This is a genomic window from Limnobacter sp. UBA3528, assembly GCF_002377005.1.
Lineage (GTDB): Bacteria > Pseudomonadota > Gammaproteobacteria > Burkholderiales > Burkholderiaceae_B > Limnobacter.
The window spans coordinates 80,986-93,464 of sequence record NZ_DFOZ01000024.1 but is presented as its reverse complement, the minus strand read 5'-3'; the positions used below and the strand labels follow the sequence as shown (position 1 = coordinate 93,464).

Below are 12,479 nucleotides of genomic sequence, written 5' to 3'. Positions count from 1 at the left end.
ACCATCGTTCGGCTCCACACGTGTTGTGGACTCTGCTGACAAATTCTCAGGCAAAGGAATGAAAAAGGAATTACCGACCAGGGGGTTACTGCTGTAGTTGGGATAATCAAGACGTACCCGCAGGCAGGTTGAATCGCCGCAGGCAAAGGAGTTTACCGAAGGCACAACGCTTTCCCGGAAAGAACCCACGTAAGTGGGTAGCAGGTCTTCCAAAGCGTCTTGCGCAAGGCTTTCATAGTCGCCGACTGCAAAACCACTGCGATACACCGTGGCTTGCCGCGCGGCCTCACTGGTGGTGTTGTTCATGATCAACATGGCCCCCAACAGCACCGAGTACTCCACGATCGCGAAAATCACAGCCAGCAAAATTGGCAGTGTCAGCACCAGCTCGATCATGAGCGCGCCTCGCTGACGTAATTTGGACTGAGTTTTCATGATGGGCTTGTCTTCGTCGAATGGGTTAGTCAAAAAGTGTTAATCAAAACATTACCTAATCACTTTGCCATTCAACACTGGGAATAATAGGAATGAATAGGGTGAATTTTACCCCCTTATTTGTGTAAAAGAAAAATATTTCACTTATATTTCAATCAGATAAAGCTTATCGCGATATCAAACTGAAAATCAATCAAACAATTGTTCAAGAACACAGATTCCTACATTATGTCAGCTTTTTACTTACAAATGATTAACCCCTTGAGTTAAAAAAACAAAGCCGGCTGAACCAGCCGGCTTTGTGAATTGAAATTAAAACCAATTATTAACAGTTTAGTCGTCTCTACCCCGACCATGTTTGCCATGACCATGGCCACGATCATCGTGTTTCCAGTGTTTACCATGCCCACGGTGATCATGATCCCGGCGATGCTCGCGGTAGTCACGGCGATCGTAATCACGACGGTCATAGTCCCGGCGATCATAATAATCGCGACGGTCGTAGCCACCGCGATTTACGTAGGTGACACGATCGCGATAGATGTAACGCTGTTCAATGTAGCGGGGGCTGAAGTCGTAGTAATCACGAGACTTCACAAAGTACACCGGCCGTGAACATGCGTCATAGCGACCACAATATCGACCCCATTTTTTCAGATGCCCTGGGGGCACGTGCAAGTACACCGGAGACAGGATTCGCGAGGGGCGAGTCACGATCAGCGGTTCTGCATAGACCAGCGTTGGGTAGCGCCCATTGTCGATATTGACTGAACCATACACGCCGGGGAGCACTTCCCCGCCCACGCCAATCGAAATATTGACGGCCTGGGCCTGCATGGGCGCCAAGGCAAGACCAGTCAAAACAGCAAAGCTGGCCGAAAAAATCCTGAACAATCGAGTTTTCATCACAAATCCTCCTTGCTGTGATGTCAACTAAAACGCAACGGCCTTCGTTTGGTTGACTCGGAATAAATGAGCAGTAAAGCTTGTTTAACCCTATGATGGTCTTTCCCACACACAAGAATGATGGAGTTATAAAATGACTAAAACTATGCGCGCAACAGCAATGGCAGTTTTGTTGAGCTTTTCAAGCAGCTTTATTGTGGCACCAGCCCACGCAGCAATCGTGAGCACCGAAGAAGCGGTTGCCATGCATCAGCAAGATCGCTCCGAACTCAAGCAATTCTTCGATCGTGAAGACATTGCCAAAGCACTGCAAGCTCATGGTGTAAGCCCTGAAGTTGCCAAGGCCCGTGTGGATTCCATGACAGAAGAAGAAGCCCAGAAGCTTGCCGCCCACATTGAGAACGCACCCGCAGGTGCCGGCATTGTTGGTGTACTATTTACTGTCTTCATTATTTTGTTGGTAACCGACATTCTTGGCCTCACCAAGGTATTTCCGTTTACCCGTTCCGTTCGATGAAATTACGTTTTTCCAGTACCGCCTGGGCCCGCTTGGCGGGCTCAGCTGTACTTGTAGGGCTGTTGGCCTCTTGTTCAATTTTGCCAACAGTCCCGCAAGACCTTCAAAACACCGTTCAAACCCAAGCACCTGTTGAACTCAAAAACGTGCCGTTTTTCGCACAGGAAGAGTTTTACTGCGGCCCGTCAACATTGGCCATGGTGCTCAACCATGCCGGTGAAAATACCGATCCGAACAAACTGGCTGAGCTGGTTTACTTGCCTGGCCGCCAAGGCAGCTTGCAACTTGAAATGCTGGCTGCACCCCGCCGCTTGGGCTACCTGAGTTACCAAATTGAGCCCAAACTTCCCGCCCTGTTTGACGCCCTGAATGCTGGCGCACCCGTGGTGGTTTTGCTGAATCTTTCACTGCCGATTGCACCGCAATGGCACTACGCCGTGGTGGTGGGTTACGAGCCTGGCAGCAACAGCATGGTTTTGCGCTCTGGCCCGAAGGAACGTGAGTTGATCCCCGTGGCCACCTTTTTGAAACTTTGGGAACGCTCACAGAACTGGGGCTTTACCGTGATTAAAACCACCGCCGAACCACCCAGCTACGTGAATGCACAAGGCTATCTGAATTCAGCGGTTGCGCTTGAGCGCTCCAACACTGAGAAAGCCGGTCAGGCTTACCAACAGGGTGCGAAAACCTGGCCCACTGAGCCCTGGTTTCATTTTGGTTTGGGTAACCTGGCCTATGGGGCCAAAAGTTATGTGGAAGCCGAACAGCACTACCGCAAGGCAGTGGGTGTGTACCCCGACATGGCAGATGCCTGGAACAACCTGGCTGAAACCCTGCTGAAATTGGATCGCAAGAATGAAGCCCGTGCAGCCATCAACAAAGCGATTGCCATAGGCGGTGGGCGCATTGCCGCCTACAAGGAAACAGCCCAGAAAATACAGGCCGACTAATGCAACTGGATTGGGCCCAAACCTTGGGCTTTGTGGCCGCCGCACTCACCACCTTCTCTTTTATTCCACAGGTGGTGTATTGCTGGAAAACACGCGACACCCGAAGTATTTCTTTGGGCATGTACGCGTGTTTTTGTTTGGGCGTGCTTCTATGGCTTGTTTACGGTTTAATGGTGCGGCAATGGCCTGTTGTAGTGGCCAATGCGGTCACTTTGTTGCTGGCCAGCTCAATTCTGTATCTGAAATTGAATCAAAAACAATGATTAAAGCGATAGTAACAGGCCATAGCAAAGGGCTTGGCTTGGGCATTGCCCGCGCGTTGCTGAACCAAGGGCATCCTGTGCTGGGCATTTCCCGATCACAAAACACAGCACTTCAACAGGAATACAACAAGGATCTTCAGCAAATTAGCCTCGATTTGGCTGAGCATGGCGCACTTGGGCAGCTTGAAAGCAGCGCGCAGTTGCTGGAATTCATTGCAAACACAACACTTTTGCTTTTAATTAACAATGCAGGTGTGGTGTCCCCAATAGGTCCATTGAATGCTCAAGCCACTCCTGATATTTCCCGCAGTATTCAGCTCAATGTTGCAGTGCCGCTGGCGCTGAGCGCCATGCTCACCCGAAAAATTCAGGGCAATCAACAACTACGAATATTGCATGTGTCCAGTGGTGCCGCCCAAAGTGCCTACCCAGGCTGGAGCGTGTATTGCGCCACCAAGGCGGCGCTCGACATGCATGCTCAGGCTGTTCAACAAGACAAACTACCAAACGTCGCCATTTGCAGCTTGGCGCCCGGCGTGATCGACACCGCCATGCAAACACAAATTCGGGAAACCGATGAATCACTGTTTCCCAACAAACAGCGGTTTATTGAGCTAAAAAACAGCAATGCCCTGAGCAGTCCGAACATGGCCGGCGAGAGGCTGGTGCACTACCTTCTCGGTCCGGATTTCGGCAAGAAGGCCGTGGCAGACCTGCGCACCTGTTGATCCAAAAACCTGCCGATATGGCTTAGTGCAATTTCACCAAAGGCGTGGCGCGTTTGAGCAGAAAACGCGCCATGGCCAGCAAAAAAGTTTTCATGCCGCCCAGCACTGCATAGTGGTGCATCAGGTGCAAACTTGCGTACATGCTGCGCGCAAAAAAACCTTCCACAAACATGCTGCTGGCCTTGAACAGGCCGCCCATTAAACTACCCACCGAGCTGCGAGAACCCAGCGATACCAGAGAACCGTGGTCTTTGTACAGGTAAGGTTTACCCAGGGCTGCCTTGCCACGTTCAGCATTCAATATGGTTTTGTAAATGTAGTCGGCCTGCTGGTGCGCCGATTGCGCGCGCGGAGGCACCATGCTTCCATCGGGTTGCACACAAGCCGCGCAATCACCCAATGAAAAAATATGCTGCTGGCCCTTTACCCGCAAGTCACCCTCGACTTCCAGTTGATTGTTGCGGTTCACCGGCAAGCCCAAATTGGCCAGCCACGCCGGTGCCTTGATGCCCGCCGCCCACACACACAAATCGGCTTGGTAACGATTGCCACTGGCATCCAATACTTGCTTGGATGAAATTTCGACCACCCTGCAATTGTTGACCACAGTAATGTGACGTTGCTCGAGCAAACGCAAAGCCGCGCTGGACACACTTTCAGGCAGCACCGGCAAAATACTGGGTGCACCTTCCAGAATGGTAATGGTTACATCGCTGGCTGCATCAATTCGGCTAAAGCCGTAGCGACTGTGCACATGGCTTGCTTCCCGCAGCTCGGCGGCCAACTCGACACCGGTAGCGCCAGCGCCAATGATGACGATATCAAGGCTTGCCGATGGATCCAGTTTTTTACGCAAATCAAGCGTGGCCAATTGCTTGAGCATCTTCAGGCGAAAACTCTCGGCCTGTTGCGGACCGTCCAGCGAAATGGTGAAGTCTTGCGCACCTTTCACACCGAAATAATTGGATTGACTGCCCACGGAGATCACAAGCGTTCCAAACTGCAACACACGCTTGGGCAACACTTCATCGCCCACATCATCACGAACGGCTGCTATTTCAACCTGCTTGTCATCCGTGTTCAAACCCTCCATGGCACCCAGAACAAAATTAAACCCATTGTTGTGGGCCAACATGGGGTAAGACAAACCCTCCTGGTGAATGTCCAGCGTGCCTGCCGCCACTTCATGCAATGATGGCTTCCAGATGTGGTACATCTTGGCGTCGACCAGCGTAACGCGGTCGGGGCCCAGCTTGCGCCCCAGTTTGCAGGCCAACTCCAGGCCACCTGCTCCGCCGCCCACGATCACGATTGATGAAAGGTCCAAATCGTTTCTCCATGAATAAAATTGTTTGATCACATTAGAAGCCTAAGCGGATTTAAGAGCAAATCCCATTCCTGCACAGTGGTAAACCCCAATTTGACAGTCAATTTTTTCAATGAAAAAATGAACGTTCATTCAGTATTCTTGTCTATTCACTGTTCCCGCATTGCTAATTTCGAGGTAGTACCATGATTAATATAAGAAAAATGGCTCTGGGCACCAGCGCCTTGTTGACTGTTGGCACGTTGACCCTGGCCGGCTGCGGCAGTCAAGAAGGCGGTGCAAATGCTGCAGCAGCCCCCGCTCTGCCCAAAGTTCGGGTGTTTGATGTGGCTGCCAAGCCCGTGTCGCTCTACACCGAATTGCCTGGCCGAACCAGCCCCTACCTGATCGCAGAGGTGCGCCCCCAAGTGAATGGGATCATCAAGGCCCGCCAGTTTCAAGAAGGTGGTGACGTCAAAGCAGGCACATCCCTGTATCAAATTGACGCTTCCACCTATCAAGCCGAATATGCAAGTGCCAAAGCCATGCTTGAAAAAGCGCAAGCCAACCTGACCAGCGCGAAAATTCGAAACGATCGTTTCCAGGAACTGGCCAAACTCAACGCGGTAAGCCAACAAGAACGTGATGACGCCTACGCAGCGCTGAAACAGGCTGAGGCCGATGTGGCCTCGGGCAAAGCCGCCGTTCAATCGGCGCAAATCAACCTGAACTACACCAAGGTAACTGCACCCATCAGTGGTCGAATTGGCCGTTCCAGCATTACGCCAGGTGCTTTGGTACAGCAAGGACAAGCCAACCCACTGACCACCATTCAGCAACTGGATCCCATCTATGTTGACCTGACACAATCCACCAGCGAACTGCTTCAACTCAAGCGTGACCTGGAAAGTGGTGTGCTGAAAAGCGCGGGCAAAGACGCCGCCAAAGTTACCTTGAAGCTTGAAGATGGTTCCAGCTACGCACAAGAAGGCAAACTGCAATTCAGCGATGTGACCGTGGACCAGAACACAGGCACAGTTACCTTGCGCGCGGTATTCCCCAACCCCAAACTGCAGTTGTTACCCGGCATGTATGTTCGAGCCTCACTTGAAGAAGGCGTGCGCGAAGCCGGTATTCTGGTGCCGCAAAAAGGCATCATGCGTGATGCAACCGGTGCGCCATCTGCTTTCGTGGTGGGTCAGGACAACAAAGTTGAAAAACGCAGCGTAGAAACAGCCAGAGCCATTGGCGACCAGTGGCTGATTGCCGAGGGCCTTCAAGCGGGTGATCGCCTGATTGTCGAAGGTATCCAGAAAGTTCGCCCCGGTCAGGAAGTTGAAATCCTTTCCGACTCTGAGAACAAGTAAACAACGCCTGGCAGGAGCAGTACCATGTCCCGATTTTTTATTGATCGCCCCATTTTTGCGTGGGTGATCGCGATTGTTATCATGTTGGCCGGCGCGTTGGCCATTTTCAATTTGCCTGTGGCGCAATACCCGGCCATTGCACCACCCGCTGTCACCATTCAAGCCACTTACCCGGGTGCTTCGGCAGAAACCCTGCAAGATTCGGTCACTCAGGTGATTGAGCAACGCATGACAGGCCTGGATGGTTTCCGTTACATGAAGTCCACCAGCGACTCCACTGGCCGCCTGCGGATCGAACTTACCTTTGAGCCCGGCACCAATCCCGATATCGCCCAGGTGCAAGTTCAAAACAAATTGAGTTTGGCTGTGCCTCTGCTGCCCGACGCCGTTCAACGTCAGGGCATTCAAGTGACCAAAAGTGCAACAGGCTATTTGCTTGTAATTGCATTTACGGCAGTGGATGGTGCATATACCTCCACCGAGCTCGCCGACTTTATTACCACCAATGTGCAAGACACTGTTAGCCGCGTGACCGGTGTGGGCGAGGTGCAAGTGTTTGGTAGTCCATATGCCATGCGCATTTGGCTAAACCCGGACAAAATGAACCAGTTCAAAGTGACACCGGGCGACATTCGAAGTGCCGTGCTGGCCCAGAACGCGCAGGTGTCGGCGGGTGAATTGGGCGGCGCACCAGCTGTGAAAGGTCAAACGCTCACGGCAACCATCACCGCGCAAACCTTGCTGGAAACACCCAAAGACTTCGAACAAATTATTTTGCGCACTACGGAAGACGGAGCCACTGTGCGTCTGAAAGACGTGGCGCGTATTGATTATGGCAGTGAAAACTACAATATTTTGCCGCGCTGGAACGGACGCAATGCATCCGGTATTGGTATCCGCCTGGCCTCGGGTGCCAACGCGCTGGACACCGCTGAAGGCGTAATCGCCGAGATGGAGCGCATTACACCCCTCATCCCCGAAGGCATGGAATGGGACGTGGCCTACGACACCACACCGTTCGTGAAAATTTCCATTGAAGGTGTGGTCAAAACCCTGATCGAGGCCATTATTCTTGTGTTCCTCGTGATGTACCTGTTCCTGCAAAACTTCCGGGCCACGTTGATTCCAACGATTGCGGTACCCGTGGTGTTGCTGGGTACATTTGCAGTGCTGTCCGCATTCGGATTTTCAATCAACACGTTGACCATGTTTGCCATGGTGTTGGCTATCGGCCTTCTGGTGGACGACGCGATTGTGGTGGTTGAAAACGTTGAACGTGTAATGGCCGAAGAAGGTTTATCTCCTTTGGAGGCCACGAGAAAATCGATGGACCAAATTACCGGTGCCTTGGTGGGTATTGGTTTGGTGCTGTCGGCCGTGTTTGTACCCATGGCATTCTTCCCGGGCTCGGCAGGTGTTATTTACAAGCAATTTTCAATCACCATTGTGTCGGCCATGGCCTTGTCGGTGATTGTGGCACTGGTGCTGACACCTGCTTTGTGTGCCACCATGCTAAAACCCGTTGAAAAGGGGCACACCCATGAGAAAAAAGGGTTCTTCGGCTGGTTCAACCGCAAGTTTGATTCAAGCAACGCACGTTATCAGGGCGCTGTTGGGCGCATGCTGCACAAGTCTGGGCGCTCGCTGATCATTTACGGCGGCTTGCTGGCGATTACCGCGTTCATGTTCACGCGCTTACCCACCTCATTCTTGCCGGATGAGGACCAAGGCGTATTCTTCACACAGGTGCAGTTGCCAGCGGGTGCTACGCAAGAACAAACCCTGCAAGTACTGGCCAAGATGGAAGATTACTTCCTCAATGAAGAAGGTGACAATGTGAAGTCTTTGTTCACCGTAGCCGGTTTCAGCTTCTCCGGTACCGGTCAAAACTCGGGTATTGGTTTTGTACGCCTGCGCGACTGGAGCGAACGCCCCGGCAAAGAAAATTCAGCTGCCGGCATTGTGCAACGCGCCTCGGCTGAATTTGCAAGCTGGCCTGAAGCCCAGGCCTTTGCATTTGCACCACCCGCCATTCGTGAATTGGGCAATGCATCAGGCTTTAACCTGTTTATTCAGGACCGAACTGGTTTGGGGCGCGATGCGCTGATTCAAGCTCGAAACACCATGATTGGCGAAGCAGCCAAAAACCCGGTTTTGATGGGTGTTCGCCCCAATGCAACAGCCGACACGCCGCAGTACCAACTTGACATTGACAATGCCAAAGCCGGTGCCCTGGGTGTGAGCGTTTCAGAGATCAGCGACACACTCACCTCAGCCTGGGGTGGCAGTTTTATCAATGACTTTCTGGACCGCGGCCGTGTAAAACGCGTGTACATGCAGGCCGACGCACCGTTCCGCATGTTGCCGGAAGACCTGAACCGGTTTTACGTGCGCAACAACGACGGCGAAATGGTGCCCTTCTCCAACTTCTCATCGGCGCAATGGTCCATGGCATCTCCACGCCTTGAGCGCTACAACGGTTTGCCTGCGGTGGAAATTCAAGGGCAAGCTGCACCCGGCATGAGCTCGGGCGACGCCATGGATGCCATGGAAGCGATTGCCGAAAATCTGCCTGAAGGCATGGGCATTGAGTGGACTGGTTTGTCGTATGAAGAACGACAGTCTGGTTCGCAGGCACCACTGCTCTACGCGCTGTCATTGCTGATCGTGTTTTTGTGTCTGGCTGCGCTGTATGAAAGCTGGTCCATTCCTTTTGCGGTCATGCTGATTGTGCCTTTGGGTGTGGTGGGCGCCTTGCTTGCAGCCAGTGGCCGCGGCCTTGCCAATGACGTGTACTTCCAGGTGGCCTTGCTGACCACTGTGGGTTTGTCGGCGAAAAACGCAATTCTGATTGTTGAATTTGCCAAGGAACAATTCGACCAAGGCCGTGACTTGCTGGAAGCCACACTGGATGCAGTGCGCATGCGTTTGCGCCCCATTATCATGACCTCGCTGGCCTTTGGCCTCGGCGTAGTGCCCCTGGCTATTTCGACAGGTGCGGGCTCGGGCAGTCAAAATGCGATCGGTACCGGCGTATTGGGCGGCACCATTTCTGCAACCGTGTTGGGCATTTTCTTCGTACCCATTTTCTTCGTAGTGGTAACCCGTTTGTTTGGCAACAAACGTGCAAAGCAAAATACCGCAGCACAAGGAGAATAAAATGAATCAGGACTTGAAAGCACCTGGCAGCAAAGCAGAACTTCGCCGACAACAAATTCTGGATGCAGCAGCGGAGTGTTTCAGGAAAAGTGGTTTTCACGGTGCCAGCATGTCGGAGATTGCGAAATCTTTCGGCATGAGTGCTGGCCACATCTACAATTACTTCGAGAGCAAAGAAGCAATCATTGAAGCGATGGTCAAACGCGACCTTGACCAGGCACTGGAGCGGATCGCAAAAATTCAGGGGGAAAAAGACATTCTGAAAGCCATGCTCGGCACTGTCGATGAGGGTGTGCAAAGGCGCATCGACCGCAGTGAACTTGACACCGAGATTTTGGCGGAGGCCGCCCGGAATCCAAAAGTCGCAGCAACCGTTCAAGGCACGGATACAGTCATTCGGGAAAAGGTCACCCAACTGATCAAAGGCATTCAGCCCCTGAAAAACTCAACTCCCTGCGAGCTCAACCTTGCTGCGAAATCCACCATTCTGATGGCCTTGTTCGATGGACTTCAAATTCGCGCCATACGCGACCCGAACATGAAAGCCGACGACATTGCCCGCGTGTTGAAAAGCGTCATTCAACAGATGCTTCAAAGCTGATATTGGCGCGGCAGGCCTGCGGTATACTCGGGCTCTAATTCACTGCCGCGCCCCTCATGCCTAGAGCTGTCCTTCCTTACAGCCTGCCCTTGCTGCTGATCACATTGATCGGCTTTGCCGCGCTTTCGCTCACCTTGGGCGCGTATCCACTGGGGCTTCTGGAAAGCCTGCATGCCCTGTTGGGTACTGGCGAACCAATCGCTGTTCAAGTGGTTCAAGACATTCGCTTGCCCCGCACGCTCGGCGCCATTTTGGTCGGCGCTGCGCTGGCAGCAGCAGGTGCTGCCTATCAATTGCTGTTCAGAAACCCGCTGGTGTCCCCCGATATTCTGGGTGTGTCCTCCGGAGCAGGCTTGGGTGCAGTGCTCGGCTTGTTTTTGGGCTTGCCGGTACTTGGTGTACAAAGCCTGGCTTTTGCAGGCGGACTTGCTGCTGTAGCGCTGGTGATGGCGCTGGGCAAAGCGATTCAACATGCAGACCGAACTTTGGTGCTGGTGTTGACCGGTGTAGTTTTGGGTGCTCTGGCTGGTGCAATCACTTCCCTGCTGAAAATTCTTGCAGACCCATACGATCAGTTACCGGCCATCACCTTCTGGTTACTCGGCAGTTTAAGCGGTATGCAAATGTCCCAGGTGTGGGTAGTGGCACCCGTGGTATTGGTGGCCTGCTCGGCGCTGTATTTGCTGCGCTGGCGTTTGAATGTACTTAGCCTGCCCGAAGCTGAAGCGAATGCTTTGGGGGTCCAGGTTAAACCCCTTCGAATCGCAGTGATTGCGCTGGCCACGATCATGACGAGCGCTGTGGTGGCCGTGGCTGGTGTAATCGGCTGGATCGGCTTGCTGATTCCCCATGCAGCACGCCTGCTTGTCGGACCCAGCCTGGCCCGCCTTCTCCCCATGTCAATCCTGATGGGTTCGCTGTTCCTGCTTCTTGTCGACACGGCATCGAGAAGCCTGGGCGATCTTGAAATACCGCTGGGTATTCTGACTGCACTGGTGGGTGCACCCTTCTTTCTGGGATTGCTGTTGCGGCGTGCGGGGGCCAACCATTGAGCCTGAAAACAGAAAACCTGTCTGTGGGCCACGGCGGCTGTGCCGTGCTTGAGCACATTGATCTGGAACTGAAGCAAGGCGAAATACTTTGCCTGCTCGGCCCCAATGGAAGCGGCAAAAGTACGCTGATCAAAACGCTTTTGAACCTAATACCACCCTGCGCGGGGCGGGTGTTGATCAACAGCACCCCAGTGCAACAGCTGGCTGCGCGAGAACTTGCGTTGCACTTGGCTTATGTACCGCAAAGCCATGCCAACAACCTCGGGTTTTCCGTGTGGGATACCGTGTTAATGGGTCGAACCACACATTGGGGCTTGTTCGGTGGCCCCACACACGCCGACCACCAATTTGTTCACGACGCTCTGGAACAATTGGGTATTCATGATTTGAAACAACGAGATTTCCATCTGCTTTCCGGCGGTCAACAACAGTTGGTGCTGATTGCGCGTGCCTTGTGCCAGGGTGCGCAAACTCTTGTTCTCGATGAGCCCACTGCCAATCTCGACTTTGCGAATGCAGCCAAGGTCATGAACACATTGGCATCACTGGCAGCCGCTGGAAAAAGTGTGGTGCTGAGCACGCACAATCCACAAGATGCGCTGGGCGTCAATGCCACCGCCTGCTTGCTCAAAGGGCGTGCAGTGCTCGCGCAAGGCCCCGCCCACAAGGTGATAACCTCCAACACTTTGAGCGTGCTGTACGGGCTTCCTGTCACAGTCAGCAAAACCGAGTCGGGTCACACCGCAGTGGTTCCGGGCAATCACTGATCACTCAGCAGCCAGTCCTTCAAGTATCGGGCAGTCTGGCCGGGAATCGCCTTTGCAGCAATGTACCAGTCGTTCAAGTTCAGACTTCATCGCATTCAGTTCACGGATTTTGGATTCCAGCGCACTCAGATGCGACTGCGCCAGTTTCTTCACTTCACGGCTTGGACGTGTTTTGTCTTGCCACAGCCCCAGCAATTCCTCGATCTGTTTGATTGAAAAACCCAGGTCGCGTGAATGGCGAATAAAGCGCAACACATGTAAATCGCGGTCGTTGTACAGGCGATAACCTGCATCGGTTCGTGCGGCCTCCTTCAACAAACCCACTTGCTCATAGTGGCGAATCATTTTCGCGGAGATACCCGACTCCATCGCGACCTCGCCGATGGTGTAGTAAGGCGTGTTTATTGTCATGTCCATGTCGGGCTCCT

The 12,479-nt window shown here is 53.0% G+C and carries 13 protein-coding genes; 9 read left to right on the top strand and 4 right to left on the bottom strand.

What is annotated here, in order from left to right:
• A partial coding sequence (locus B4N58_RS07285; RefSeq protein ID WP_291747518.1) for a TadE/TadG family type IV pilus assembly protein occupies positions 1-435 on the bottom strand: 435 nt, incomplete at its 3' end.
• 333 nt (positions 436-768) lie between these two features.
• Positions 769-1,341 (bottom strand): hypothetical protein, encoded by a 573-nt coding sequence (locus B4N58_RS07280; protein WP_291747515.1) that lies wholly within the window; start codon positions 1,339-1,341, stop codon positions 769-771.
• Between the two features lie 133 nt (positions 1,342-1,474).
• On the opposite strand from B4N58_RS07280, the gene B4N58_RS07275 reads away from it, so the two are divergent.
• From B4N58_RS07275 to B4N58_RS07260, 4 genes are read left to right on the top strand one after another with little or no spacing between them, the layout of a single operon-like run.
• Entirely contained in the window at positions 1,475-1,858 is a 384-nt protein-coding gene (locus B4N58_RS07275) for a PA2779 family protein (protein WP_040513516.1), read from the top strand.
• Positions 1,855-2,808 carry a PA2778 family cysteine peptidase gene (locus tag B4N58_RS07270; protein WP_291747512.1) on the top strand — a complete coding sequence of 318 codons (954 nt, stop codon included), beginning with the start codon at positions 1,855-1,857 and terminating at the stop codon, positions 2,806-2,808. The genes B4N58_RS07275 and B4N58_RS07270 overlap by 4 nt, the downstream gene beginning before the upstream one ends.
• A complete protein-coding gene (locus B4N58_RS07265; RefSeq protein ID WP_291747508.1) occupies positions 2,808-3,071 on the top strand; it encodes a SemiSWEET transporter in 264 nt (87 codons plus the stop codon). Before B4N58_RS07270 ends, B4N58_RS07265 begins: the two co-directional genes overlap by 1 nt.
• The gene (locus B4N58_RS07260) at positions 3,068-3,799 is read left to right on the top strand and encodes an SDR family oxidoreductase (RefSeq protein ID WP_291747505.1); all 732 of its coding nucleotides are present in this window, start codon (positions 3,068-3,070) and stop codon (positions 3,797-3,799) included. The genes B4N58_RS07265 and B4N58_RS07260 overlap by 4 nt, the downstream gene beginning before the upstream one ends.
• A 22-nt stretch (positions 3,800-3,821) precedes the next feature.
• On the opposite strand, the gene B4N58_RS07255 is transcribed toward B4N58_RS07260, so the two are convergent.
• On the bottom strand, positions 3,822-5,126 hold the full coding sequence (locus tag B4N58_RS07255) for an NAD(P)/FAD-dependent oxidoreductase (protein WP_291747501.1): 1,305 nt from the start codon (positions 5,124-5,126) through the stop codon (positions 3,822-3,824).
• A gap of 185 nt (positions 5,127-5,311) precedes the next feature.
• Here B4N58_RS07255 and B4N58_RS07250 point away from each other — a divergent pair, with 185 nt between their 5' ends.
• From B4N58_RS07250 to B4N58_RS07230, 5 genes are read left to right on the top strand one after another with little or no spacing between them, the layout of a single operon-like run.
• Entirely contained in the window at positions 5,312-6,472 is a 1,161-nt protein-coding gene (locus B4N58_RS07250; RefSeq protein WP_040513518.1) for an efflux RND transporter periplasmic adaptor subunit, read from the top strand.
• Between the two features lie 24 nt (positions 6,473-6,496).
• Entirely contained in the window at positions 6,497-9,631 is a 3,135-nt protein-coding gene (locus tag B4N58_RS07245) for an efflux RND transporter permease subunit (protein WP_291747497.1), read from the top strand.
• A 1-nt stretch (position 9,632) separates the two neighbouring features.
• Positions 9,633-10,232, top strand: coding sequence for a TetR/AcrR family transcriptional regulator (locus tag B4N58_RS07240; protein ID WP_008252253.1), 600 nt, complete (start codon positions 9,633-9,635; stop codon positions 10,230-10,232).
• A gap of 56 nt (positions 10,233-10,288) precedes the next feature.
• Complete coding sequence (locus B4N58_RS07235) at positions 10,289-11,284, top strand: FecCD family ABC transporter permease (protein ID WP_291747493.1); 996 nt, start codon at positions 10,289-10,291, stop codon at positions 11,282-11,284.
• The gene (locus B4N58_RS07230; protein WP_291747490.1) at positions 11,281-12,051 is read left to right on the top strand and encodes an ABC transporter ATP-binding protein; all 771 of its coding nucleotides are present in this window, start codon (positions 11,281-11,283) and stop codon (positions 12,049-12,051) included. The genes B4N58_RS07235 and B4N58_RS07230 overlap by 4 nt, the downstream gene beginning before the upstream one ends.
• Here the strand turns inward: B4N58_RS07230 and cueR are convergent, their stop codons facing one another.
• Positions 12,052-12,468: a Cu(I)-responsive transcriptional regulator gene (gene cueR / locus B4N58_RS07225; RefSeq protein WP_291747487.1), complete on the bottom strand. Its 417-nt coding sequence runs from the start codon at positions 12,466-12,468 to the stop codon at positions 12,052-12,054.
• Positions 12,469-12,479 lie beyond the last annotated feature (11 nt).

Excerpts from the sequence above, each read along its gene's own strand:
- B4N58_RS07245 (WP_291747497.1), top strand. The coding sequence starts at position 6,497 with ATGTCCCGATTTTTTATTGATCGCCCCATTTTTGCGTGGGTGATCGCG.
- cueR (WP_291747487.1), bottom strand. The coding sequence starts at position 12,468 with ATGGACATGACAATAAACACGCCTTACTACACCATCGGCGAGGTCGCG.
- B4N58_RS07260 (WP_291747505.1), top strand. The coding sequence starts at position 3,068 with ATGATTAAAGCGATAGTAACAGGCCATAGCAAAGGGCTTGGCTTGGGC.
- B4N58_RS07235 (WP_291747493.1), top strand. The coding sequence starts at position 10,289 with ATGCCTAGAGCTGTCCTTCCTTACAGCCTGCCCTTGCTGCTGATCACA.
- B4N58_RS07265 (WP_291747508.1), top strand. The coding sequence starts at position 2,808 with ATGCAACTGGATTGGGCCCAAACCTTGGGCTTTGTGGCCGCCGCACTC.
- B4N58_RS07250 (WP_040513518.1), top strand. The coding sequence starts at position 5,312 with ATGATTAATATAAGAAAAATGGCTCTGGGCACCAGCGCCTTGTTGACT.
- B4N58_RS07270 (WP_291747512.1), top strand. The coding sequence starts at position 1,855 with ATGAAATTACGTTTTTCCAGTACCGCCTGGGCCCGCTTGGCGGGCTCA.
- B4N58_RS07280 (WP_291747515.1), bottom strand. The coding sequence starts at position 1,341 with ATGAAAACTCGATTGTTCAGGATTTTTTCGGCCAGCTTTGCTGTTTTG.
- B4N58_RS07275 (WP_040513516.1), top strand. The coding sequence starts at position 1,475 with ATGACTAAAACTATGCGCGCAACAGCAATGGCAGTTTTGTTGAGCTTT.
- B4N58_RS07240 (WP_008252253.1), top strand. The coding sequence starts at position 9,633 with ATGAATCAGGACTTGAAAGCACCTGGCAGCAAAGCAGAACTTCGCCGA.